This window comes from Bacillus sp. 3G2 (assembly GCF_044324725.1).
Taxonomy (GTDB): Bacteria; Bacillota; Bacilli; order Bacillales; family Bacillaceae_G; genus Bacillus_A; species Bacillus_A mobilis.
Map to the genome: position 1 here is coordinate 3828536 of NZ_CP172246.1, position 21317 is coordinate 3849852.

Consider the following 21317-nt stretch of genomic DNA (forward strand, 5'->3'; position numbering starts at 1 on the left):
ATTGATTGACGTACCCTTTTTAAAAAATGTCACATTAAAAAAAGAAAATATCCCTAGTTTTTCCGCATATCCTTACTGTTTACCCGCTATCCGAACATTACAATCTCTAGCTTTTCATCCAAATGTAACATTCATTATTGGAGAAAACGGAACCGGTAAATCAACATTACTCGAAGCTATTGCTATTGCTTTAGGATTTAATCCAGAAGGTGGAACGAAGAATTTCCGCTTTAGTACAAACGATTCACATTCATCTTTACATGAATACCTGCGAATTTCCAAAAGTTTCAATACACCAAGCGACGGTTTCTTTCTTCGCGCTGAATCATTTTATAACGTTGCTTCTTATATTGATGAAATGGATGCCGATTTAGAAGCACGCGGAAATCCAATTATTGACTCATATGGCGGTACCTCACTCCACAACCAATCACACGGTGAATCATTTTTCTCCTTATTTATGAATCGTTTTTCAGGACAAGGTTTATACATTTTAGATGAGCCTGAGGCCGCTCTATCACCAATGAGACAACTTTCCATGCTCATTCGAATGCACGAACTAGCGGAACAAGGTTCGCAATTTGTTATTGCGACGCATTCTCCTATTTTAATGGCTTATCCTGAATCTACTATATACTCTTTAACACAAGAAGGGATTCATGAATCCACATTAGAAGACACTGAGCATTATCACACGATGAAACTGTTCTTTGAAAACCGTGATCGACTATTCCAGCATCTATTTGAATCGTAAAAAAGAAGCAGCAATCGCTGCTTCTTTTTTATAGTGCTTCTATAAATAACGCTACCCCAATACCGCCGCCGACGCATAGAGAGGCAATTCCTTTTTCTAACCCGCGTCTTTTCAATTCATGAATTAAACTTACCGTAATACGAGCTCCTGTACAACCGATTGGATGTCCAAGTCCTACACCACTACCGTTTACATTCACTTTTTCACGGTCTAAACCTAATTCTTTCTCTACAGCTAAGTATTGAGCCGCGAAAGCTTCATTGATTTCCAGTAAATCAGCATCTTCTAATGACCAATCTACTTTTTCTAATCCTTTACGAATTGCTGGTGCTGGTCCAATACCCATAATTTTCGGATCTACTCCAGCTACTGAGTATCCAACAATTCTAGCTAACGGTTGTAAGCCTTTTTCTTTCGCTTTTTCTTCGCTCATTAATACTAGAACCGCACTTCCGTCATTCAGGCCAGATGCATTCCCTGCAGTTACTGATCCGTCTTTGCGGAAAGCTGGTTTTAATCCTGCTAATTTTTCCGCTGTAATATCTGCACGTGGATGTTCATCCTTCGAAAATACTATTTCTTTTCTACGTTCTTTTATCGTAATAGGAACAATTTGATCGTCAAAGTATCCAGACTCAATTGCTTGCAGCGCCAATGTATGACTACGAAGCGCAACTTCATCTTGTTCCTCTCTTGTAATTTCATATTGGTCAACTAGATTTTCAGCTGTTTCACCCATCATAATATGGTGAATCGGATCTTCTAGTACTTCCCACACCGTATCACGAATTTCTCCGTGCTGTAGACGTTGTCCCCAGCGGTGCTGTTTTAATGCATAAGGGCTTGAGCTCATTGCTTCTACTCCACCTGCAATAACAACATCACTTACACCTAATTGAATTTGCATTGCAGCTGACATAATTGCTTGCATACCTGAAGAACATTGGCGTTGGATTGTATAACCCGTAACTGTGTCAGGAAATCCTGCCGCTAATGCAGCTGTTCTTGCAGTATTTGCTTCATCAGTTCTTTGAATACAATGACCTAAAATTACTTCATCAACTTCGTGTGGTTCTACCCCGCCTCGTTTTACAGCTTCCTGAAGTACAGGAACCGCTAATTCTACTGGCGTTACATTTTTTAGCGCTCCTCCAAAAGTTCCAATTGGCGAACGAACTGCAGCTGTAATAACAACATTATGCATTTTGCACTTGCCCCTCTCTTATGTACCCTAGTCAGTTTTTAGGTGAAATTCCATAAGATGTATGTCTACATCTATCATACTATAAACATACTAAAAAATCAAAATATTTAATATAATAAAAATAGAAGGAATTAACCTTCTATTCTGTTAATGCATATAAAAATTTTTGTAAAATTTTCTCTGTCGTTTCATTCAATTTTGGTAACTTATCTACCGGAAAATATTGAAGCTTCAATCCCTCATGATCAAGCCTTAATTCTCCACTCACATGATGCCCCTGATACAGATGAATAACATTAAAAATTTCATCTCCATTAGGATAACGAAAATATACTTCTTTTCCTGATAAGACACCTAGAAATTGCATTATTTTTGCAGTTAATCCCGTCTCCTCGAATAATTCTCGGCGAGCAGTTTCTTCCGTCGTTTCTCCTAGTTCCATCGCGCCGCCAGGTACACCCCAATCATATGTATCTGAACGATATTGAAGCAATACTTCTTGATTATCATTTAGTATAATTATTGCTGATCCAACGAGAATAAGTGGTCTTGTCCCAACGACTTTACGTAACTCTTCAATATACCCCATTATGTAAATTCTCCTTTCCTCACCCTCCCTTATCATAACAAAATTTTTCTCCTTTTGTTGATGTAATTTCCAAGAAAAAAAAGGAAGCTTTCGCCTCCCTTTTTTCACCCTTATTTCTTAAAACTTTCATATTTTACAGCTTCAAAAGCTTCTTCAATTTCATCATTACGATAATGAACATATGTAAAACGCCCTAACTCTACTAATCTTGCTATTTCTTGTAACGCTTTATGTTGCTCATATGTTTCCTCCAGCTTAATATGTACATAAAACTTCATTAATGGATGTTCATATAAAGGTTCTCCCACCTCTACATATACATCTTCAACCCCTTGTACAACTCCTACATAACTTGCAAATTGATAAAGAGCTTCTCTGTCTGAAACGATTTTTAATGTATACATATATTCTCCCCCTTTTCTTTACTATATCAAAAAGATGATCACACTACGTTATAGAACTATGAAATTTTTTCGACTTGTAATAAACAAGGCGTTTATCCATACATCGGGTCTTTTCCCAACATATATTATAAGAAGAATTTTTTCAGTTGAGGTGTTCCTTATGGATCCATACGTCAATATATGTATTTGCATTACTCCAGGCGCCGATATTTCTGATGACCGCATCGCAAAAGATTTAGCAGTTGCAGAATCAATTTGGCACCCCATTACATTTCAAATTAAAGACGTAATTATTTTAAATGAACTTTTTCGTTTTTCTGACCGTGAAATTAGTTATAAAAACTCTATTCAAAGTCAGGAAAAATTAGCATCCTTTTTCCAAACGTGTGTAAATGAAGCTCCTGAATGCGACCTTTACATTTGTTATATTGGCAGTGATTATTTCAAAGAAACAGCCGTAATTGCCTGCGCTTACTCTTTAGCAAAACAACAGCAGCTTACTGGTTATATCGTTTTAACAAATTCGGCTGCCCCTATGAAAAATATATATACGCTCGCTCATGAAATCGGCCATATTTTATTTACAAGACGTATTCATGGAAAACTTACTCACGCAGATCCTCATTCCCCAACTGGCTCGGAGCACCATCCTTCTCCATCAAATCTTATGTATCCGATAGTCCCGCGTCCTGAAAATGTCCATATTCAGTCACTATTAACGAACGAACAAAAAGCACTCTCTTTACAAAGTTCTTTATTACAAAGAAAAAAACAGTAACCGTCATGTTACTGTTTAAAACAACTTATTCCAATCCATAAACAAAAACACGGCTGCAAAGGATACACTATACACCTAAACCGAATCCCTCTAAAAATCAAAATATAGTATTTCTTTGGAAATAATTTTTTGTATATCCAGAGCAGCCCTTTTTCTATAATAAAAAATTCAGTTCGCTCTCTATTAATATAAAGCTAGCTTACAGTTTTTTTCTCTTCATTTTTAAAAGACCATCGCATTAATACATATAAACTTCCGTACAGAAGTAAAGATTCTAACATTCCCCAGTATGGATTTTTCTCTCCTAACCCTTTAAATACAAACATAATAAATAACGGTACGATAACAGCTAATATTCCAATCCATCCAAGTATGTACGCTTCACCTATTAATAGCACTAATAAAATCACTCCAGCTAGTATATAACTTTGCATAGTAGTTAATTGCAATACAGGTGTCCCGTACCATTTATTCATAAACATTAATAATACTAGTAATAAAATTGGCAGCAAAGATGCTACATAAATAATGCTAAATTCTTTTACTTTGCTCTTAAATGAAGACATTTTAAAAGCAAATATAGTCCCTACAATCGTAATCATTAAAACAATTGGATACCCAATCAACTGTACATTTGTTAATGTAAATTCATGATTAGGATTTTCAAATAATATATTAGTTAGTAGCCAATATCCGCCAATACCAATTATCATCGCAAGAATACTCTTTATACTCCCGCCTTTATACTTTTCCATCTCTTTCGCTAATTCTTCCGCATACTCTTTTGGTGAATCACCAAATATATCCTTTACCGTCTTTCCATCTTTCTCGCCTTCTATTAAATGAAGTTCTGCATCTTCTAGAAAGGCGTCTACATCTTCTTCTTTCATTCCTTTTGTTATTAAATACACTTTCGTATCGATTAAAAACTTTTCTCCTTCTTTAGAAATCTGCATGATAACCCCTCCCTTATTTAACCGCTTCTCTTCTATTCGTCTTCAGCATAATTTCAAGGAAAATTAAAATAAACAAACTTCCGTATAAACATATAATTTGAAATAACATTGGCATGAGATCTTCCGAAGTAAATGTTTTAAACAGTAACATAATTGAAAGTGGAATGATTAAATATAAGTTTTTAAACCATCCTTCAAAATATATATTTATTGCTATTGTAATAATAAAAATAGCTCCAGCTAATATATAACTTTGCGTTTGGGTGAATGTAAACATTTTTGTAGGATAAATCACATCTAATATCGTAACAACTCCTATTAAAAACATTGGCGCAATCATAACTAAAAACCACATAGAAAACCACGTTTTTGTAAAGCTTGTTACGAAGGTCATTTTACGAAATAAAAAATTAGGACCCATAACAACTAAAATCAATGACAAACTATACCCCACGCACTGAATAATTGATATCTGTAACATTCCGTTATTCACTATTAAGATAGAAGCAATGATCCAAAATGATACGATATTCATTACTGTAAAACCAATTTGCTTCCACGTTTCCTGTCTATCCTTTTCCATTACTTTTACAAGTTCATTTGCATATTCTTTCGGTGAGCTTCCAAAAATATCTTCTACACATTTCCCATCACTCTCACCCTCGATTAAATGAAGTTCTGCATCTTCTATAAAATTTTCAATATCGCTTTCTTTCACACCCTTTGCCACTAAAAATAATCTCATATCTAATAAAAACTTTTGTGCTTCATTTGATAGCATTATTTTTTTCTCCCCTTCCCCTCAAGTAGACGCTCTACACTACTTTGCATCGCTTCCCAGCGATCCATAAATTCATTAAGTGCTTCCTCGCCTTTTTCTGTTAATGTATAATATTTTCGCTTTGGGCCAGATGGAGATTCCTTCATTACACTTGTTATTAATCCTTCCTTTTGCATTCGTATTAATAACGGATAAATACTTCCCTCACTCGCCATTGTAAAGCCATACTTCGCTAGCTTTTCACTCATTTCATAACCGTATATTTCACCTTCAGAAATAATAGCAAGTAAGCATCCTTCTAAAATCCCTTTCAGCATTTGACTTGTCGACATAATTCAAATCCTCCCACTATCTTGTTTTACAAGATAGACAAGCGTAAGTATCTTGCTTTACAAAGTAGTATAGCAGAGACTATTTTGTAAAACAAGATAGCTAACAATATTTTTCCAAATCTTTGCAGGATTTTTATTATCCGCTCTCTAAATAGAGCAATATGAGAACTTTATTACGAAGGGATGTTTTTCACCATGGTTACAAATCGTGTTGTCTTTTTAACAGGTGCTGCAAGTGGCATTGGTTATGAAATGGGAACCGCTTTTGCAAAAGAAGGTGCAAAAGTTGTGATTACCGATCGCCTTGAAGACCGTGCAAAAGAAGCTGCTGAACAATTACAAAAAGAAGGCTATCAGGCTATCGGTTTAAAATGTGATGTTACATCTGAAGAAGAAATTACAGCTGCAATTTCTCAAACGGTTAATCATTTCGGTTCATTACATATATTAATTAATAACGCAGGAATGCAACACGTTTCACCAATTGAAGATTTTCCAACCGAAAAGTTTGAATTACTTATTAAAATTATGCAAATCGCTCCTTTTATCGCAATTAAGCACGCCTTCCCAATCATGAAAAAACAAAAGTATGGCCGAATTATTAATGTAGCCTCCATTAATGGCCTCGTTGGATTTGCAGGAAAATCAGCCTACAATAGCGCGAAGCATGGCGTAATTGGATTAACAAAAGTTGCCGCTTTAGAAGGCGCTACTCACGGAATTACCGTTAATGCGCTTTGTCCTGGTTATGTCGATACCCCTCTTGTACGTAATCAACTACAAGATTTAGCTACTACACGAAATGTACCACTTGAAAATGTATTAGAAGATGTTATTTATCCGCTTGTACCACAAAAACGCTTATTACAAGTACAAGAAATCGCTGATTATGCTATGTTTTTAGCGAGCGAAAAAGCGAAAGGTATAACTGGTCAGGCTGTCGTTATTGATGGTGGTTATACTGCTCAATAAAAAATAAAGTTTGCTCACAAAGAGCAAACTTTATTTTTTATCCCAGGGGCCCTCCTACTTTAGTAACTGTTTAGGGAGTTTCTCGATTGCAACAATTACCCCATCTAATTTACTTTCAATACGGTGGAGTAAATATAATGTTACAACAATCGGAAAACCTACATTACCTACCATCCTGATCCACTCTTCCATCTTTCTCTCCTCCTTTCATTATATAAATAAGAGAAAAGAAAACATTTAGGCATAAAAAGACAAGCTATTATGTATTAGCTTGTCTTTCAAATAATGATGCAATTTCCTGTTCATAATCTCCTCGTATAATGCCTTTCTCGGTAATAATACCTGTAATTAATTCATTCGGCGTTACGTCAAATGCAGGATTATAAACATCAGTTCCAATCGGCGCCACTTGTTTTCCAAAAATTTTCGTAACTTCTGTTTCATCTCTTTCTTCAATAACAATTTCAGTACCTGTTTGTTTCGTAATATCAAATGTCGATAGCGGAGCTGCAACATAGAACGGGATATCAAAATACTTTGCTAATATAGCTAAATTCATTGTTCCAATTTTATTTGCTGTATCTCCATTTGCGACAATTCGGTCCGCTCCTACTATAATCGCGTTTATTTCTTTCGTTTGAATAGCATGAGCTGCCGTATTATCTGTAATAAGTGTTACATCAATATTTGCCTGTTTTAATTCCCAGGTTGTTAAACGCCCACCTTGTAAAACCGGTCTCGTTTCACACGCATACGCATGTAAACGTACACCTTTTTCTTTCCCAATATAAAACGGTGCTAATGCAGTACCATATCTAGCAGTTGCAATACTGCCAGCGTTACAAATTGTTAAAATGTTATCATCGTCTTTAAAACATGTTAATGCATGTTCTCCAATACTCCGGCATACGGCTTCATCTTCTTGCTGAATGAGAAGCGCTTCTTCTTCTAATTTTTTTTGTGCTTCTTTTATTGTAGTAATTTCTCGAATAGATTCTCTCATACGATCGATTGCCCAAAATAAATTGACTGCTGTTGGGCGTGACGTTCCTAAATAATTACAATCTCTATTAAACTTCTTTTGAAATTCTTCAATATGTACAGTGTTATATTTTTTGGATGCAAGCGCCAAACCAAATGCAGCTACAATTCCAATTGCAGGTGCCCCTCTTACTTCTAGCATGATAATACTTTTCCATACCTCTTCAATCGTCGTTAATGTTTTGTATTCTATACTGTGTGGCAACTTTGTTTGATTTAATACTGCAATAGCATCCCCTTTCCAACTAACAGACCTCGGAATAGTAACAATTGTACTCATGCTTTTACCCCTCCAGAAACTGTCTGTTGGAATAGTGTTCGGAACAGTTGAATATCAGCGTTCTTAGATTCATATTTTATTAGTTCTTTACCTAAGGATAACGCTTGTTTCTTAGCCTGAATTCTCGTTTCTTTATTTGCTATTTCATCTAAATCAGCTACATGCGCTAAGCCAATCGTTCTACGGATAAGCTCACATCCAGCGAATCCAACGGCATCCGTAAAAATATTTTGCAAAATAATTGGCAACCATTGTTTCTCTTTCGTATATGCTTCTACACCTTCTCCAATCCATAACTTCGTAAAAGTTTCTACAAAATAACTCCATGTTTTTTCAATATGGAAAAATAGCACATTTCTTTTTTCCTCTTCACGTGATAACGCATTTAATAATAAATTTGCAATAAATTGACCAAGATCAAATCCAAATGGACCATATGTTGCAAATTCTGGATCAATCACTTTCGTTTCAGAAGGTGATGAAAAAATACTTCCCGTATGTAAATCTCCATGAATGAGTGCTTCTTTTCTCGTTAAAAATTTATATTTATACTGTGCCACTTTTAGTTTGACAGTTTTGTCACTCCATAGTTCATCTACAGCTAGCTGCAAATCTGGTTCATAATCATTCGTATCGTAATGACCAAACGGATCTGTAAACACTAAATCTTCTGTAATTTTACAAAGGTCTGGGTTTACAAATGCACCTTCTAGTACCCTTTTCTCTTCTGTCTCTAACCCGAAATCTGAAGTATAAAATAACACATGTGCTAGAAAACGACCGATATGTTGGGATAAAAGTGGGTACTCCTCTCCATCTATAAATCCTTTTCTTGTAATTGTTAGTCTTGATAAATCTTCTAAAACTGTTACTGCTAACTCTTCATCATGACTGTACACTACCGGCACATATTCCGGCACATACTTCGCAAAAATTTGTAATGCTTTACTTTCAATCGTTGCTCTTTTTATAGACAATGGCCAGCTCTCACCAACTACTTTCGCATATGGCAGTGCTTGTTTTATTATAATAGACTTCTCTCCATCATCTAATTTGAACACGTAATTTAAATTGCCATCTCCAATTTCATGACAAACTACATTTGCTTTCTTTTCAAAATAATCGTGTTCTTTCGCATATTGTATAGCTGTCGTTTCAGTTAATGAATAATATCCCATCGTCTTCTCCCCCTTTTTATTCAGAGGTTTTTCTAAAATAGAAAAACCTCTTTCCACAAAGAAAGAGGTTTGAAGTTTATCTTCTCCCCTCTTATCTGCCAGAAAGTTTTACTTTCTGCTGGAATTAGCACCGTGCCTTTTGGCGTAAATATACGCCCCATTTCACAATGGTATTACGGTCGGTTGCTGGGCTTCATCGGGCCAAATCCCTCCACCTGCTCTTGATAAGAGTTGTATAATTTTTTGAATTTTTAACTTTATGTTGAAGACTATACCAAGAATAAAAATCACTTGTCAACATTTTATTTGTATAGTTCTGGACGACGATCTGCAAAAACTGGAATTCCTTTGCGTACCTCTTTAATTTTCTCGAATGTAAGCTCTCCAAATAAAATTGATTCTTCTTCATTCGCTTCTACAACAACTTCACCCCAAGGATCGATAATTAAAGAATGACCCGCAAACTCATTATTCGGATCCTTTCCTGCCCTATTACATGCAACAACATAACATTGATTTTCAACTGCCCTTGCTTGTAATAGCAAACGCCAATGTGCTAAACGAACTAATGGCCATTCTGCTACAACAAATAGAACTTTTGCACCTTTAGCAGTATGAACACGCATCCACTCCGGAAAACGAATATCATAACAAATTGTACCAGCGCACTCTATATTATCTAACTTAAATTCGCCTGTGCTATTTCCAGCGATTAAATATTTATGTTCATCCATGAGCTGAAATAAATGCACTTTGCTATATTCATTGACTAGCTGACCTTTATTAGTTACTACATACATTGTATTTGTAACACCTTGCTCTGTTTGCTTCGCAATAGAACCACCGACAATATGTACACCATATTGTTTCGACCACTCTTTCAGCTTTTCTTTCGTTTCTAATCCATCCCTATCTGCAATTTCAGAAAGCCTAGTTAAATCATATCCTGTTGTCCACAGTTCTGGTAAGACAATCACATCTGGTCTTTCTTTCATCGCTTCACTTATTTTATTTTTAGCATTTTCAATATTTTTTTCTACATCTCCAAAAACAATATCCATTTGAATACATGCGACTTTCATTTTGTCAGCCCCATTCTTAATTTTTTCTTTACAAAATACTGGAAAGATTATATCATTTGTCACTAGAATTGTAACAACTTTCAAAAGAGGTGGAAAGTATGAAATTATTTCAACCTTCTGAGATAGTAACATCATTGCCAACACAATTTTTCGCTTCACTTGTTGCAAAAGTTAACAAAGTCGTTGCAGCAGGTCACGATGTTATTAATCTAGGACAAGGTAATCCAGATCAACCAACACCGCAGCATATCGTAAAAGCTTTGCAAGACGCTGCTGAAAAGGCCATTCATCATAAATATCCGCCATTTCGTGGACATGAAAGTTTAAAAGAAGCTGTGGCAACATTCTATAATCGTGAATACGGCGTAAAATTAAATCCAAAAACAGAAGTTGCTATTTTGTTTGGCGGAAAGGCCGGATTAGTAGAATTACCAATTTGTTTTACAAACCCTGGCGATACCATTCTCGTTCCAGATCCAGGATATCCAGATTATTTATCGGGGGTTGCTTTAGCAAAAGCACATTTTGAAACAATGCCGCTACTTGCAGAGAATAATTTTTTACCAGATTATACGAAAATTGATGACACTATCGCTGAACGTGCAAAGTTAATGTTTTTAAATTATCCAAACAATCCTACTGGTGCTACTGCATCAAAAGATTTCTTTGATGAAACGATTCATTTTGCTAATGAACATAATATATTAGTCGTTCATGATTTTGCTTACGGTGCGATTGGATTCGATGGTCAAAAGCCTGTTAGTTTCTTGCAAGCAGACGGTGCTAAAGATATAGGTATTGAAATTTACACTTTATCAAAAACTTTCAATATGGCTGGATGGCGTATTGCTTTTGCTGTGGGAAATGCAAGTGTCATTGAAACAATTAACTTATTACAAGATCATATGTATGTTAGTATTTTTGGTGCAGTTCAAGATGCTGCCCGTGAAGCACTATTAAGTTCACAATCTTGCGTCGTAGACCTTGTAAATGGTTACGAATCTCGCAGAAACGCCCTTATTTCAGCTTGTCACTCAATTGGTTGGGATGTAGACATTCCAACAGGATCATTCTTTGCATGGCTTCCTGTACCAGAAGGTTATACATCTGAGCAATTTTCTGATATTTTACTAGAAAAAGCACACGTTGCAGTTGCCCCTGGTGTTGGATTTGGTGAACATGGCGAAGGGTATGTCCGTGTTGGTCTCTTACATACAGAAGATAGATTACGAGAAGCCATTAATCGAATTGATAAATTAAATTTTTTCAAAAAGTAATTGACAACACGAAAAATATCTGACAAAATTCAGTTATCTTAAAAATTTAAACATTTCTAAATACTTCTTATCAAGAGCAGGTGGAGGGACGAGCCCGACGAAACCCGGCAACCGATCTACAATTGTAGACACGGTGCTAATTCTCGCAGCGTTATGCTGACAGATAAGGAGCTGGTTGTAAAAAAACCTCTCCTTAGCTGAGAGGTTTTTTTATTTAACTAGGAGGTTTTAACAATGAGCGGAATTATAGCAACGTATTTAATCCATGATGATTCACATAACTTAGAAAAAAAGGCCGAGCAAATTGCACTCGGTTTAACAATTGGCTCTTGGACTCACTTGCCACACTTACTGCAAGAACAATTAAAACAGCATAAAGGCAACGTCATTCATGTTGAAGAATTAGCTGAACAAGAACATACCAATTCGTATTTACGTAAAAAAGTTAAACGCGGGATTATTAAAATCGAATATCCGTTATTAAACTTCAGTCCAGACTTACCAGCAATTTTAACAACTACATTCGGAAAACTGTCACTTGATGGTGAAGTGAAATTAATTGACTTAACATTTTCAGACGAGTTAAAAAAGTATTTCCCTGGTCCAAAGTTCGGGATAGATGGTATTCGAAATCTTTTACAAGTACATGAGCGTCCCCTTTTAATGAGCATTTTTAAAGGAATGATTGGACGAAATATTGGGTATTTAAAAACGCAATTACGTGATCAAGCAATTGGTGGTGTAGATATCGTAAAGGATGATGAAATATTATTTGAGAATACATTAACACCACTTACGAAACGCATTGTATCTGGAAAAGAGGTTTTACAATCCGTATATGAAACATACGGCCATAAAACGTTATATGCCGTAAATTTAACAGGTCGAACTTTTGATTTAAAAGAAAATGCGAAACGCGCCGTGCAAGCTGGGGCTGATATTCTATTATTTAACGTATTTGCTTACGGACTAGATGTACTACAATCACTAGCAGAAGATGATGAAATCCCAGTTCCTATTATGGCACACCCTGCTGTAAGTGGTGCTTACTCAGCATCCAAGTTATATGGCGTTTCATCTCCATTATTACTTGGAAAGCTATTACGTTATGCTGGGGCTGACTTTTCATTATTCCCATCTCCATACGGAAGTGTTGCACTAGAAAAAGAGGAAGCTCTTGCTATCACAAAATATTTAACTGAAGACGATCCATTTTTCAAGAAGAGTTTTTCTGTTCCGTCTGCTGGTATTCACCCTGGTTTCGTTCCCTTTATTCTACGAGATTTCGGTAAAGATGTTGTTATTAATGCGGGCGGCGGGATACATGGACATCCAAGCGGGGCGCAAGGCGGCGGTAAAGCTTTCCGTACTGCAATTGATGCTACTTTGCAAAATACACCACTCCATGAAGTAGATGACATAAATTTGCATAGTGCACTACAAATATGGGGAAATCCTTCTCATGGGGTGAGATTATGAGTATTCAAGTATTTTGTGATTTCGATGGCACGATTACAAATAATGATAACATTATGTCCATTATGGAAAAATTTGCACCACCAGAAGCGGAAGAAGTAAAGAATAGAATTTTATCACAAGAGCTGTCTATTCAAGAAGGTGTTTCTCAATTATTTCAATTAATACCTACTAGTCTACACGATGATATGATTCAATTTTTAATAGAAACTGCTGAAATCCGTAGTGGCTTTCATGAATTTATACAATTTGTAAATGAAAACAACATTTCTTTTTACGTTATATCAGGTGGAATGGATTTCTTCGTCTATCCACTCTTACAAGGAATCATTCCAAAAGAGCAAATTTACTGTAATGAAACAGACTTTTCAAGTGAATTCATTACCGTTAAGTGGCCTCATCCTTGTGATCACCATTGTCAAAATCATTGCGGATTATGCAAATCATCGTTAATCCGTAAATTAAGTGATACGAATGACTTCCATATTGTGATTGGAGATTCAATTACTGATTTACAAGCTGCGAAACAAGCAGATAAAGTATTTGCTCGTGACTTCCTTATTACAAAGTGTGAAGAGAATGATATTGCTTATACACCGTTTGAAACATTCCATGATGTTCAAACTGAATTAAAACATTTGGTGGAGGTAAAATCATGAAACAACTTTTTCGTCAATGGTATGACTTAAGCGAGATAAAAAAAGAGTTAACAATACGAAATTGGTTTCCAGCAACGAGTGGTAATATTTCTATAAAGGTTAGCCATGAGCCACTTACTTTTCTTATTACAGCAAGTGGTAAAGATAAAACAAAAACTACTCCAGATGATTTTCTATTAGTAGATCATCTAGGGGTTCCCGTATTAGAGACTGAATTACGCCCTTCAGCAGAAACAATATTACATACACATATTTATAACAATACGAATGCCGGGTGCGTACTTCATGTTCATACAACTGATAATAATGTCATTACAAACTTATATAGTGATGCAGTCACCCTTCAAAACCAAGAAATTATTAAGGCTCTCGATATTTGGGAAGAAGGCGCAACCATTCACATTCCTATTATCGAAAACCATGCCCATATCCCAACGCTTGGAGAAAACTTCCGCGAGCACATACAAGGAGATTCGGGAGCAGTATTAATCCGTAACCACGGTATTACCGTATGGGGCCGAGATAGCTTTGATGCAAAGAAAAGATTAGAAGCTTATGAGTTTTTATTCCAATTTCATATAAAACTATTATCAATTCAAGGAGGCGTTTCTAATGGCGCAAATTCGTATTCATGAAGTAAATACTCGCATTGAAAATGAAGTGGAAGTATATAAATTTCTACAAGAGGAAGGCGTTTTATATGAGAAATGGAACATTTCTAAACTTCCTACTCATTTAAATGAAAATTACTCTTTAACAGATGAAAACAAAGCTGAAATATTAGCTGTGTTTTCAAAAGAAATCGCTGATGTTTCAGCGCGCCGAGGTTATGAAGCACATGATGTAATTTCACTTTCAAATAGCACACCTAACCTTGACGAATTATTAATTAATTTCCAAAAAGAACACCATCATACTGATGATGAAGTTCGCTTTATTGTTAGTGGTCATGGCATCTTTGCCATTGAAGGAAAAGATGGAAAGTTCTTTGACGTTGAACTTGAGCCAGGCGATCTCATATCTGTTCCTGAAAATGCAAGACATTATTTTACCTTGCAAGATGATCGTCAAGTTGTAGCTATTCGTATTTTTGTTACAACTGAAGGCTGGGTTCCAATTTATTAAGGTAGTTAGTTGAATAAAAGGACTTGGATCCCCTTTTCCAACCTTTTATTCACTCTACATATATACATCCTCCTATGGAACAGGCTTATTTCAAAAAATGAAATAAGCCTGATTTTTTATTTTCTCAAACATATGAGTCCTTCTATTCAAAAGCAATCTCTCCTTCTATTTTTTAAGCGAATTTTTTAACACTTTTTGAACATTTATTGAACTTTTTTTGAATTTTTTCTGAAAATTCTGTTTTGTATATGATATACTACAATTAACTAATAAGGAAAAGAATATCGCAAACAGAGGGGGATAATCATGAGTTTACTTATCGCACTTATACTAGGGGTTACGTGTGGAGCACTTCCTGTTATTCTAGGAGCTATTATGGAAGAGTTGGAAGTTGGTGTTTTAGGTTTTGTCGCATCTTGTGTAAGCGCTTTATTTTTCGGCTTATTCGGTGCTATTCCTGTTTCAATTCTGTGTGCATTTTATATAGTACGCCATGCTCGTGCAAAACAATTCGGTCCTAATCATATCGCACAAGTTATTCCATTCCCAATCGAACGATGCCGCCGGGCTTCTAGCTTATAATTATAAAATTAAAAATAAATAAAAGTCCTCAAATGAGGACTTTTATTTATTTTCTTCTAGAAATTGAAACAATTCTTGTAGGTGCAAGACGTCTTCACTATAGCTAACAGATACGTGACATATACCGTCAATCTCAGCTTGCATATATAGATCAACTCCATCTCGATCATATTTCAATGCCAAATAAAATTCCATTTCTTCTAACATCTTTTTTGAAGATCGAATAACATAATGCCCCTTTTCATCTCTTCCATATTCGAATTTCGGCTCAAAATCATATTTTTGTTTAAAAGCTTCTTTTTGTTTTTCATTAATTTGTATACAAGTTGCTCGTTGTACAGTATCAATCATCTCATCAAATTTTTGAAGATCCATCTCATTTACCCCCTTATGTACTTTTTGTATAACACTTGTGTTCCACTATTCTCTTCCCCATCTTTCATTAACTCTTCATACAATTCCTTCGCCAAACTTAAACCTGGTACTGGTAATTGCAATTTTTCAGCCTCATCTAAAGCAATCTTCATATCTTTCATAAAATGCTTTACATAAAACCCTGGTTCAAAATCTCCCTTTAACATTCGAGGAGCTAAATTACTCAATGACCAGCTACCTGCTGCTCCCGTTGAAATACTTTCTAATACTTTATCTGGATCTAGTCCAGCTTTTTTCGCATAAGCAACAGCTTCACATACTCCAATCATATTTGAAGCAATCGCTATTTGATTGCACATTTTTGTATGTTGTCCACTTCCAGCTGGCCCTTGCAACTGAATATTCGTTCCTAAATTTCTAAATAAAGGTAAACATTTTTCGTATATTTCTTTCTCGCCACCGACCATAATTGCAAGTCTTGCTTCTTTCGCACCAACGTCTCCTCCAGATACAGGTGCATCTAACGTATATATATTCTTACTTTTACCAATTTCATTAATACGTTTTGCCAATGTTGGTGTAGATGTCGTGAAATCAATTGCTATCGTACCTTCATTTGCATTCTCCAAAATTCCATCTATCCCAAAGTATACTTCTTCTACATCATGTGGATATCCAACCATAGTCATTACAACATCAACTTGTTTTACTAACTCTTTCGGTGTATCACACCAATTTGCACCATCTTGCACTAACGAGTCTGTCTTCGCTTTTGTTCTATTATATACATATACTTTATAACCGTCTTGCATTAAATGACGCACCATACTTTTTCCCATTACACCAATACCGATGAAACCTATTGATACATTTTTACGTTCCATTTTCTCATCCCCTTTGTTCTAATAAATCACTTACCATCTTTCGAAACTCATTATTAAAATCATCATCTATACTATTTTTCACATTTGAAAATAAAATAACAAAAGTGCCTTTTTCTTTATTAAAATTATTGAAAGTGTTCCAACCAGATAGTACACCATGATTATGAAAATAATCCGGATATATGTAAAAACTAAATGCATATTTTCGTTCTGTTGAAGGTGAAAACATCGCTTGTATACTTTGTTCAGAAAGAAGTTTCCCATTTATAATCGCTTCGTCTAATTTCTTCATATCACCAACTGTCGTATACATCTCACCGCATCCGTATAACCACTCCATTAACAATTTTTGTGCAGGTTCAAGTACATTCTCTTTCTTTACATATCCTTTAGCAAAATACTGATCTCCCTGAGCCATATTTCCCATACCAGATTCATGCATTTCTGCTTTAGTAAATATATTTTCTTTTATGTAATCTCCTAAAGGTTTTTTTGATATGCTTTCTATAATATAGGCAAGCACCATATAATTATAATCTGTATATCTCCAACCTGTGCCTGGTGGAAATTCTAATTTTTGACTTCCAATCCAATTTACTAAGTTTATACGAGAAGCGGCATTCACTTTCCCTTTTCCGCTTTCTGGTAAACCTGATGTGTGTGTTAACAAATGATATAAGGTGATATTTTTATCTACCGGAAAAGAGGGAATATATTTATTTACATTGTCTTGAATATTTAACTTCCCTTGTTCCTGCAGCTGTAAAATAGATGTGGCCACGACTGTTTTCGTAATAGAACCGATACGATATTTAGTTTGAGGCGTATTTTCTATCTTATTTTGAACATCAGCATACCCATATCCTTTATTCAATATAACATGCTCTTTATCTGTCACTAAAACTGTTCCATTAAATTGCTTTCCTATTAAATATTGATCTAACTTTTGAGATATACTAGCATAATCAATTTGTTGTTCTTCTTTTTCTTCTATATTCTCTTGTACTTCTGATTCAATAGTAGGATTCACTTTAGTTGCCAATACAGTGCTTTCCTTTATATTGGGACTATAGAGAAAATAGTATACTCCACCACCAACTACAGCAGACAGCAAAGCTATCGTCATTATTTTTTTTATCATATTGTTCCTCCATAATTCCTTCGTTCAAAATCCCCCTCACATTCTATTATCAAACAATAAAAAAAAATCGCAACAATTTGTTGCGAAAAATTATTTTTTTTCTTTTCTATATACACATACTTGATTTTTTCCATTTTTTTTCGCTTCATATAATGCAATATCCGCTCGTTGCATTAATTCTTCTCTTGTAATCCCTTGTTCATATAATGCAACTCCAAAACTGGCTGTTAATTTCGAAATTCCTGAGAATTGCTTTGTTTCGATGAAAAATCGTAATGATTCCGCAACCTGAAATGCCTCTTTTTCTACTGTATTCGTTACTAATATAATAAATTCTTCTCCTCCCCACCTTGCAAATACATGTTGCTGCTCCACTTTAGATTTCATAAGCTCTGCAAGCTGAATTAGCGCTAAATCACCAAAATCATGACCATACGTGTCATTTACTGTTTTAAAATTATCTATATCAAATAAAATGAGTGCTATTTTTTCATCGTTACGCATTGCATTATCCCATTCTGCCTCTAGTATTTGCTGGAACTTCAAACGATTATAAATCTCTGTTAACGAATCTATCATCGCAAGCCTTTCTTGCTCTTGATAGATTTCATCTAATTCTGTAATCTCTGTACACTTCACAATAAATCTTGATAAATCTTCTGGCAGTGGTGTCGCACGCAATAAAAAAGTTGACACTTCCCCTTCATAATTGGACATCTTAATTCTTCTATCATATGATAATGTATCATCTAACCATGTTATATCATGGGTTGTTGAATAGTATCCATTTTCTCTAATAAAATGTTCAGCAAATACTAAATGTTGCTCACGATAGGCAAACAAATTTTCATATCCGAAAAACTCTAAAAAGTTTGTATTACAATCAACAATCTCATCGTCTTCTACTATAAATAATAGATCATTTTGAAAATCAAACATCGTTTGAAGTAGTTCTTGTTGCAAACTTACTTGCCGTACTAAAGAAAGCTGATACAAACTCTTATTCACTTCCTCTAACACCATTTGTGGAGTCACAGGGGCTATTACAATATTACGTATTCCTAACGTAAGCACCTCTGCAAATTCGCTTGTTATCTGTTGATCCCAAATGACAATAAATGTACTCTGTGGATTATACATATTCTTTATATATTTTATTTGAGAAAAATCTGTTACATACATAATTACAATATGTGGTTTAGTCCTCTGAAACAATAATTCTCCTTCTTCAAAACTATTTGCTATAAACATACATTTTGGATGAATATTTTCTATCGTTTGTTGATGTGTACATCCATTTTCTATATAAAGGACATTTAACTGAAGATCTTGTAATACATTTTGGAAAACCGTATTCTCTAATAAAAAATGTAGTATGTTCATCACTAGTCTTCACTCACTTCATATATCTTGTTCTACTGAATTCCTCACAAACATTTTATAAAAGGCTGCTCTCAAAAAATTTTAATGAGTGAGGGATACATATTAACAAGCTAATTGAGAATGTTCTCTTTTCTTTTTCACTCTATAAATTCCTTTTTTAGTGTATGATTATCGGAATTGTATCGTTTGTATGAATGCCCTAGCTTCCGCTTTAAAACTTGACAATTAAAATAAAGATATTATATTCTTAAATTCGATAACTTACAAAATGTAAGTAGAATATGCTACATGTATTTTTTCATAATTTGATATGTAATTTGGAGGATATATAATGACAAACGATAATTTTTTTGATGTTCTATATGAACGCACATCTACACGTGCATTCAACCCTGAGAAAGAAATTTCATCTACAGAGTTACACGAGATTTTAAAGGGAGCTGCTCAAGCACCTTCTGCTTGGAACTTGCAGCACTGGAAATTCCTCGTATTCCAAGGTGAAGATGTACAGAAACGATTACATCCAATTGCTTATAACCAACAACAAATACTTGATGCTTCTGCTGTAGTCGCTATTTTAGGTGATTTAGAAGCTTATAAAAACGTTGAACCAGTTTATGGTCCAATTGTAGAACAAGGATTTATGAAAGAAGAAGCTAAAGAGCGCTTAGCTAAAAATATTGAGTCTGCATATGCTCGTGAGCAATTCCCAAGAGATGCAGCCTTTTCAAATGCATCTTTAGCAGCAATGCAACTTATGCTTGCGGCTAAAGCAACTGGCTGGGATACTTGTGCTATTGGTGGTTTCAACCCACAAGCACTTATAGAAGAATTCAATGTTTCATCTCGTTACGTACCAATTATGCTTATTACAATTGGTGAATCAACTTTAAAAGGCCACCCTGCACCACGAATGAGCGTAGAACAAGTGAGTGAATGGGCAAAATAATAAAGTGAACCTTTAACCAATGCGAGGGCCTTACTGCCTGTTAATACGGGATAAAAAAGAAACGAAGGTAATTTCATTACCTTCGTTTCTTTTTCTTCTGTCACACATCCGTAATATTACAATGTATTATTCGACATCTATACATAAAGAAATAGTAAATTTTATGCTATTTCCATAAATACAAATGGCGTTTCGTGTCGAAATTTGTTAAAACAGCGAAATATAACCGTGTGTTTTTGTTACAATTATGATACAATGATAACAAATAGATAACAAGAGAGGGATTTTCATTGAGTTCATACGGAAGCTTTATCGCACTTTTAAGCTACATAGTAACTGTACTGCTGTTATATTTTATTGGCGATGCTGCAAACATATCAGTGTTACAATTCCCAAAAGAAGAAGCGTTTCAATTAGAAGCGGAAAAACATACTGCAAGATCCATTGCACCACTACTCTTAGCTCTTCCTGTATATATCATCGTTTTATATAAAAGCAAAAAAGTGTAAAGGCTACCTATTTCATTCATTCCGGTGGTCCTTACACTTTTTTGTGATATCTATCCTATTTTAAACATCATCCCGTAATAAACACCCAGCTAGTCATTTAAAATGAGAAAATCCCCTAGAAAAAATTCCACTCTCTGTCCAGTCACTCACTACCGAACTTACATAGATTATAAGTGTGAAGGGGGTGATGAGGATTATGTTTGGATCATTTGGATGCTGTGATAACTTTAGAGACTGTCATCATCGTGAAAGAGAGTGTGACCATCGCGAACATCGCGAGAAAGAGAGAGAAGAAGTTAGACCACAACGACCTGCTGTATGTAACGTACTTGCTAACATTTCAGTTGGAACAGAGCTTTCTCTTTTAAGCATTAGAGGTAACGGCACATTCAACAATGTAATTTTTGAAGGTTTCGCTAACGGTGTTGCTCTTTTCTCTGCTTTAGCTCGTAATAACAATAACAAAGATAACAATAAAGACGATAAGAACAATCAAAACCGAAATACTTTTACTGGTATTTTACGTGTATGCCCAACTGATATCGTTGCAATCGCTATCTAATTCTGTTCCTTATCCTCTATAGTAAAAAAATAAGATTTACTTTT

At 35.0% G+C, this 21317-nt stretch carries 26 protein-coding genes, 1 pseudogene and 2 riboswitches; of the genes and pseudogenes, 12 read left to right on the forward strand and 15 right to left on the reverse strand.

Going from position 1 to position 21317, the window contains the following annotated elements:
• Window position 1 precedes the first annotated feature (1 nt).
• Window positions 2-754, forward strand: coding sequence for an AAA family ATPase (locus ACHZK0_RS19490; protein ID WP_262740663.1), 753 nt, complete (start codon window positions 2-4; stop codon window positions 752-754).
• Between the two features lie 28 nt (window positions 755-782).
• Here the strand turns inward: ACHZK0_RS19490 and ACHZK0_RS19495 are convergent, their stop codons facing one another.
• From ACHZK0_RS19495 to ACHZK0_RS19505, 3 genes are all read right to left on the reverse strand, one after another.
• The gene (locus ACHZK0_RS19495; RefSeq protein ID WP_061680446.1) at window positions 783-1958 is read right to left on the reverse strand and encodes an acetyl-CoA C-acetyltransferase; all 1176 of its coding nucleotides are present in this window, start codon (window positions 1956-1958) and stop codon (window positions 783-785) included.
• Window positions 1959-2097: 139 nt separating this feature from the next.
• Window positions 2098-2547 carry an NUDIX hydrolase gene (locus ACHZK0_RS19500; protein ID WP_000540530.1) on the reverse strand — a complete coding sequence of 150 codons (450 nt, stop codon included), beginning with the start codon at window positions 2545-2547 and terminating at the stop codon, window positions 2098-2100.
• Window positions 2548-2657: 110 nt separating this feature from the next.
• Window positions 2658-2951: a DUF3928 family protein gene (locus ACHZK0_RS19505; RefSeq protein ID WP_395760812.1), complete on the reverse strand. Its 294-nt coding sequence runs from the start codon at window positions 2949-2951 to the stop codon at window positions 2658-2660.
• Between the two features lie 160 nt (window positions 2952-3111).
• On the opposite strand from ACHZK0_RS19505, the gene ACHZK0_RS19510 reads away from it, so the two are divergent.
• On the forward strand, window positions 3112-3729 hold the full coding sequence (locus tag ACHZK0_RS19510) for an ImmA/IrrE family metallo-endopeptidase (RefSeq protein WP_097864712.1): 618 nt from the start codon (window positions 3112-3114) through the stop codon (window positions 3727-3729).
• Window positions 3730-3744: 15 nt separating this feature from the next.
• Here ACHZK0_RS19510 and ACHZK0_RS19515 read toward each other — a convergent pair.
• The 4 genes and pseudogenes from ACHZK0_RS19515 to ACHZK0_RS19530 all read right to left on the reverse strand — a co-directional run.
• A pseudogene (locus ACHZK0_RS19515) lies at window positions 3745-3896 on the reverse strand (DNA-binding protein); the annotation flags it as partial.
• Between the two features lie 27 nt (window positions 3897-3923).
• A complete protein-coding gene (locus ACHZK0_RS19520) occupies window positions 3924-4685 on the reverse strand; it encodes a DUF1129 domain-containing protein (RefSeq protein WP_395760813.1) in 762 nt (253 codons plus the stop codon).
• Window positions 4686-4698: 13 nt separating this feature from the next.
• Window positions 4699-5466, reverse strand: a complete 768-nt coding sequence (locus tag ACHZK0_RS19525; RefSeq protein ID WP_395760814.1) for a DUF1129 domain-containing protein — start codon at window positions 5464-5466, stop codon at window positions 4699-4701.
• On the reverse strand, window positions 5466-5798 hold the full coding sequence (locus tag ACHZK0_RS19530) for a PadR family transcriptional regulator (RefSeq protein ID WP_000107987.1): 333 nt from the start codon (window positions 5796-5798) through the stop codon (window positions 5466-5468). Before ACHZK0_RS19530 ends, ACHZK0_RS19525 begins: the two co-directional genes overlap by 1 nt.
• A 195-nt stretch (window positions 5799-5993) precedes the next feature.
• Between ACHZK0_RS19530 and ACHZK0_RS19535 the strand changes: the two genes are divergently transcribed.
• A complete protein-coding gene (locus tag ACHZK0_RS19535) occupies window positions 5994-6770 on the forward strand; it encodes a 3-hydroxybutyrate dehydrogenase (protein WP_262740660.1) in 777 nt (258 codons plus the stop codon).
• Between the two features lie 54 nt (window positions 6771-6824).
• On the opposite strand, the gene ACHZK0_RS19540 is transcribed toward ACHZK0_RS19535, so the two are convergent.
• The 4 genes from ACHZK0_RS19540 to ACHZK0_RS19555 form a co-directional block, all read right to left on the reverse strand.
• Window positions 6825-6962 carry a YvrJ family protein gene (locus ACHZK0_RS19540; protein WP_000393345.1) on the reverse strand — a complete coding sequence of 46 codons (138 nt, stop codon included), beginning with the start codon at window positions 6960-6962 and terminating at the stop codon, window positions 6825-6827.
• Between the two features lie 67 nt (window positions 6963-7029).
• Complete coding sequence (mtnA, locus tag ACHZK0_RS19545) at window positions 7030-8091, reverse strand: S-methyl-5-thioribose-1-phosphate isomerase (RefSeq protein WP_262740659.1); 1062 nt, start codon at window positions 8089-8091, stop codon at window positions 7030-7032.
• Window positions 8088-9269 (reverse strand): S-methyl-5-thioribose kinase, encoded by a 1182-nt coding sequence (gene mtnK, locus ACHZK0_RS19550; protein ID WP_395760815.1) that lies wholly within the window; start codon window positions 9267-9269, stop codon window positions 8088-8090. Before mtnK ends, mtnA begins: the two co-directional genes overlap by 4 nt.
• Window positions 9270-9357: 88 nt before the next feature.
• Window positions 9358-9500, reverse strand: a riboswitch (SAM riboswitch).
• Window positions 9501-9571: 71 nt separating this feature from the next.
• Window positions 9572-10435 (reverse strand): carbon-nitrogen family hydrolase, encoded by an 864-nt coding sequence (locus tag ACHZK0_RS19555; RefSeq protein ID WP_262740675.1) that lies wholly within the window; start codon window positions 10433-10435, stop codon window positions 9572-9574.
• 14 nt (window positions 10436-10449) lie between these two features.
• Between ACHZK0_RS19555 and ACHZK0_RS19560 the strand changes: the two genes are divergently transcribed.
• From ACHZK0_RS19560 to ACHZK0_RS19585, 6 genes are all read left to right on the forward strand, one after another.
• Window positions 10450-11628, forward strand: a complete 1179-nt coding sequence (locus tag ACHZK0_RS19560; protein ID WP_262740657.1) for a pyridoxal phosphate-dependent aminotransferase — start codon at window positions 10450-10452, stop codon at window positions 11626-11628.
• A 64-nt stretch (window positions 11629-11692) separates the two neighbouring features.
• Window positions 11693-11798, forward strand: a riboswitch (SAM riboswitch).
• Window positions 11799-11862: 64 nt separating this feature from the next.
• Window positions 11863-13107, forward strand: a complete 1245-nt coding sequence (mtnW, locus tag ACHZK0_RS19565; protein ID WP_262740656.1) for a 2,3-diketo-5-methylthiopentyl-1-phosphate enolase — start codon at window positions 11863-11865, stop codon at window positions 13105-13107.
• The gene (locus tag ACHZK0_RS19570; protein ID WP_262740655.1) at window positions 13104-13763 is read left to right on the forward strand and encodes a 2-hydroxy-3-keto-5-methylthiopentenyl-1-phosphate phosphatase; all 660 of its coding nucleotides are present in this window, start codon (window positions 13104-13106) and stop codon (window positions 13761-13763) included. The genes mtnW and ACHZK0_RS19570 overlap by 4 nt, the downstream gene beginning before the upstream one ends.
• Complete coding sequence (locus ACHZK0_RS19575; RefSeq protein ID WP_262740654.1) at window positions 13760-14398, forward strand: methylthioribulose 1-phosphate dehydratase; 639 nt, start codon at window positions 13760-13762, stop codon at window positions 14396-14398. The genes ACHZK0_RS19570 and ACHZK0_RS19575 overlap by 4 nt, the downstream gene beginning before the upstream one ends.
• The gene (locus ACHZK0_RS19580; RefSeq protein WP_270605915.1) at window positions 14376-14888 is read left to right on the forward strand and encodes a 1,2-dihydroxy-3-keto-5-methylthiopentene dioxygenase; all 513 of its coding nucleotides are present in this window, start codon (window positions 14376-14378) and stop codon (window positions 14886-14888) included. Before ACHZK0_RS19575 ends, ACHZK0_RS19580 begins: the two co-directional genes overlap by 23 nt.
• A gap of 306 nt (window positions 14889-15194) precedes the next feature.
• Complete coding sequence (locus ACHZK0_RS19585; RefSeq protein WP_000054671.1) at window positions 15195-15470, forward strand: hypothetical protein; 276 nt, start codon at window positions 15195-15197, stop codon at window positions 15468-15470.
• Between the two features lie 42 nt (window positions 15471-15512).
• On the opposite strand, the gene ACHZK0_RS19590 is transcribed toward ACHZK0_RS19585, so the two are convergent.
• From ACHZK0_RS19590 to ACHZK0_RS19605, 4 genes are all read right to left on the reverse strand, one after another.
• Window positions 15513-15845 carry a DUF3909 family protein gene (locus ACHZK0_RS19590; RefSeq protein WP_097816943.1) on the reverse strand — a complete coding sequence of 111 codons (333 nt, stop codon included), beginning with the start codon at window positions 15843-15845 and terminating at the stop codon, window positions 15513-15515.
• 5 nt (window positions 15846-15850) lie between these two features.
• On the reverse strand, window positions 15851-16729 hold the full coding sequence (locus tag ACHZK0_RS19595) for an NAD(P)-dependent oxidoreductase (protein ID WP_262740652.1): 879 nt from the start codon (window positions 16727-16729) through the stop codon (window positions 15851-15853).
• 4 nt (window positions 16730-16733) lie between these two features.
• Complete coding sequence (locus ACHZK0_RS19600) at window positions 16734-17870, reverse strand: serine hydrolase domain-containing protein (protein WP_270605913.1); 1137 nt, start codon at window positions 17868-17870, stop codon at window positions 16734-16736.
• Window positions 17871-17960: 90 nt separating this feature from the next.
• The gene (locus ACHZK0_RS19605) at window positions 17961-19253 is read right to left on the reverse strand and encodes a GGDEF domain-containing protein (RefSeq protein ID WP_048546224.1); all 1293 of its coding nucleotides are present in this window, start codon (window positions 19251-19253) and stop codon (window positions 17961-17963) included.
• A gap of 331 nt (window positions 19254-19584) precedes the next feature.
• Between ACHZK0_RS19605 and ACHZK0_RS19610 the strand changes: the two genes are divergently transcribed.
• The 3 genes from ACHZK0_RS19610 (at window position 19585) to ACHZK0_RS19620 (ending at window position 21273) form a co-directional block, all read left to right on the forward strand.
• Window positions 19585-20202, forward strand: coding sequence for a nitroreductase family protein (locus ACHZK0_RS19610; protein ID WP_063260901.1), 618 nt, complete (start codon window positions 19585-19587; stop codon window positions 20200-20202).
• Window positions 20203-20492: 290 nt separating this feature from the next.
• Complete coding sequence (locus tag ACHZK0_RS19615; protein WP_000100490.1) at window positions 20493-20711, forward strand: hypothetical protein; 219 nt, start codon at window positions 20493-20495, stop codon at window positions 20709-20711.
• Window positions 20712-20907: 196 nt separating this feature from the next.
• Window positions 20908-21273, forward strand: coding sequence for a DUF3915 domain-containing protein (locus ACHZK0_RS19620; protein ID WP_270605912.1), 366 nt, complete (start codon window positions 20908-20910; stop codon window positions 21271-21273).
• Window positions 21274-21317: the final 44 nt, after the last annotated feature.

Coding starts and splice junctions, on each gene's coding strand:
- ACHZK0_RS19570 (WP_262740655.1), top strand. CDS start 13,104: ATGAGTATTCAAGTATTTTGTGATTTCGATGGCACGATTACAAATAAT.
- ACHZK0_RS19560 (WP_262740657.1), top strand. CDS start 10,450: ATGAAATTATTTCAACCTTCTGAGATAGTAACATCATTGCCAACACAA.
- ACHZK0_RS19535 (WP_262740660.1), top strand. CDS start 5,994: ATGGTTACAAATCGTGTTGTCTTTTTAACAGGTGCTGCAAGTGGCATT.
- mtnK (WP_395760815.1), bottom strand. CDS start 9,269: ATGGGATATTATTCATTAACTGAAACGACAGCTATACAATATGCGAAA.
- ACHZK0_RS19505 (WP_395760812.1), bottom strand. CDS start 2,951: ATGTATACATTAAAAATCGTTTCAGACAGAGAAGCTCTTTATCAATTT.
- ACHZK0_RS19500 (WP_000540530.1), bottom strand. CDS start 2,547: ATGGGGTATATTGAAGAGTTACGTAAAGTCGTTGGGACAAGACCACTT.
- ACHZK0_RS19575 (WP_262740654.1), top strand. CDS start 13,760: ATGAAACAACTTTTTCGTCAATGGTATGACTTAAGCGAGATAAAAAAA.
- ACHZK0_RS19530 (WP_000107987.1), bottom strand. CDS start 5,798: ATGTCGACAAGTCAAATGCTGAAAGGGATTTTAGAAGGATGCTTACTT.
- ACHZK0_RS19525 (WP_395760814.1), bottom strand. CDS start 5,466: ATGCTATCAAATGAAGCACAAAAGTTTTTATTAGATATGAGATTATTT.
- ACHZK0_RS19495 (WP_061680446.1), bottom strand. CDS start 1,958: ATGCATAATGTTGTTATTACAGCTGCAGTTCGTTCGCCAATTGGAACT.
- mtnW (WP_262740656.1), top strand. CDS start 11,863: ATGAGCGGAATTATAGCAACGTATTTAATCCATGATGATTCACATAAC.
- ACHZK0_RS19585 (WP_000054671.1), top strand. CDS start 15,195: ATGAGTTTACTTATCGCACTTATACTAGGGGTTACGTGTGGAGCACTT.
- mtnA (WP_262740659.1), bottom strand. CDS start 8,091: ATGAGTACAATTGTTACTATTCCGAGGTCTGTTAGTTGGAAAGGGGAT.
- ACHZK0_RS19610 (WP_063260901.1), top strand. CDS start 19,585: ATGACAAACGATAATTTTTTTGATGTTCTATATGAACGCACATCTACA.
- ACHZK0_RS19620 (WP_270605912.1), top strand. CDS start 20,908: ATGTTTGGATCATTTGGATGCTGTGATAACTTTAGAGACTGTCATCAT.
- ACHZK0_RS19590 (WP_097816943.1), bottom strand. CDS start 15,845: ATGGATCTTCAAAAATTTGATGAGATGATTGATACTGTACAACGAGCA.
- ACHZK0_RS19595 (WP_262740652.1), bottom strand. CDS start 16,729: ATGGAACGTAAAAATGTATCAATAGGTTTCATCGGTATTGGTGTAATG.
- ACHZK0_RS19510 (WP_097864712.1), top strand. CDS start 3,112: ATGGATCCATACGTCAATATATGTATTTGCATTACTCCAGGCGCCGAT.
- ACHZK0_RS19520 (WP_395760813.1), bottom strand. CDS start 4,685: ATGCAGATTTCTAAAGAAGGAGAAAAGTTTTTAATCGATACGAAAGTG.
- ACHZK0_RS19540 (WP_000393345.1), bottom strand. CDS start 6,962: ATGGAAGAGTGGATCAGGATGGTAGGTAATGTAGGTTTTCCGATTGTT.
- ACHZK0_RS19605 (WP_048546224.1), bottom strand. CDS start 19,253: ATGAACATACTACATTTTTTATTAGAGAATACGGTTTTCCAAAATGTA.
- ACHZK0_RS19600 (WP_270605913.1), bottom strand. CDS start 17,870: ATGATAAAAAAAATAATGACGATAGCTTTGCTGTCTGCTGTAGTTGGT.
- ACHZK0_RS19580 (WP_270605915.1), top strand. CDS start 14,376: ATGGCGCAAATTCGTATTCATGAAGTAAATACTCGCATTGAAAATGAA.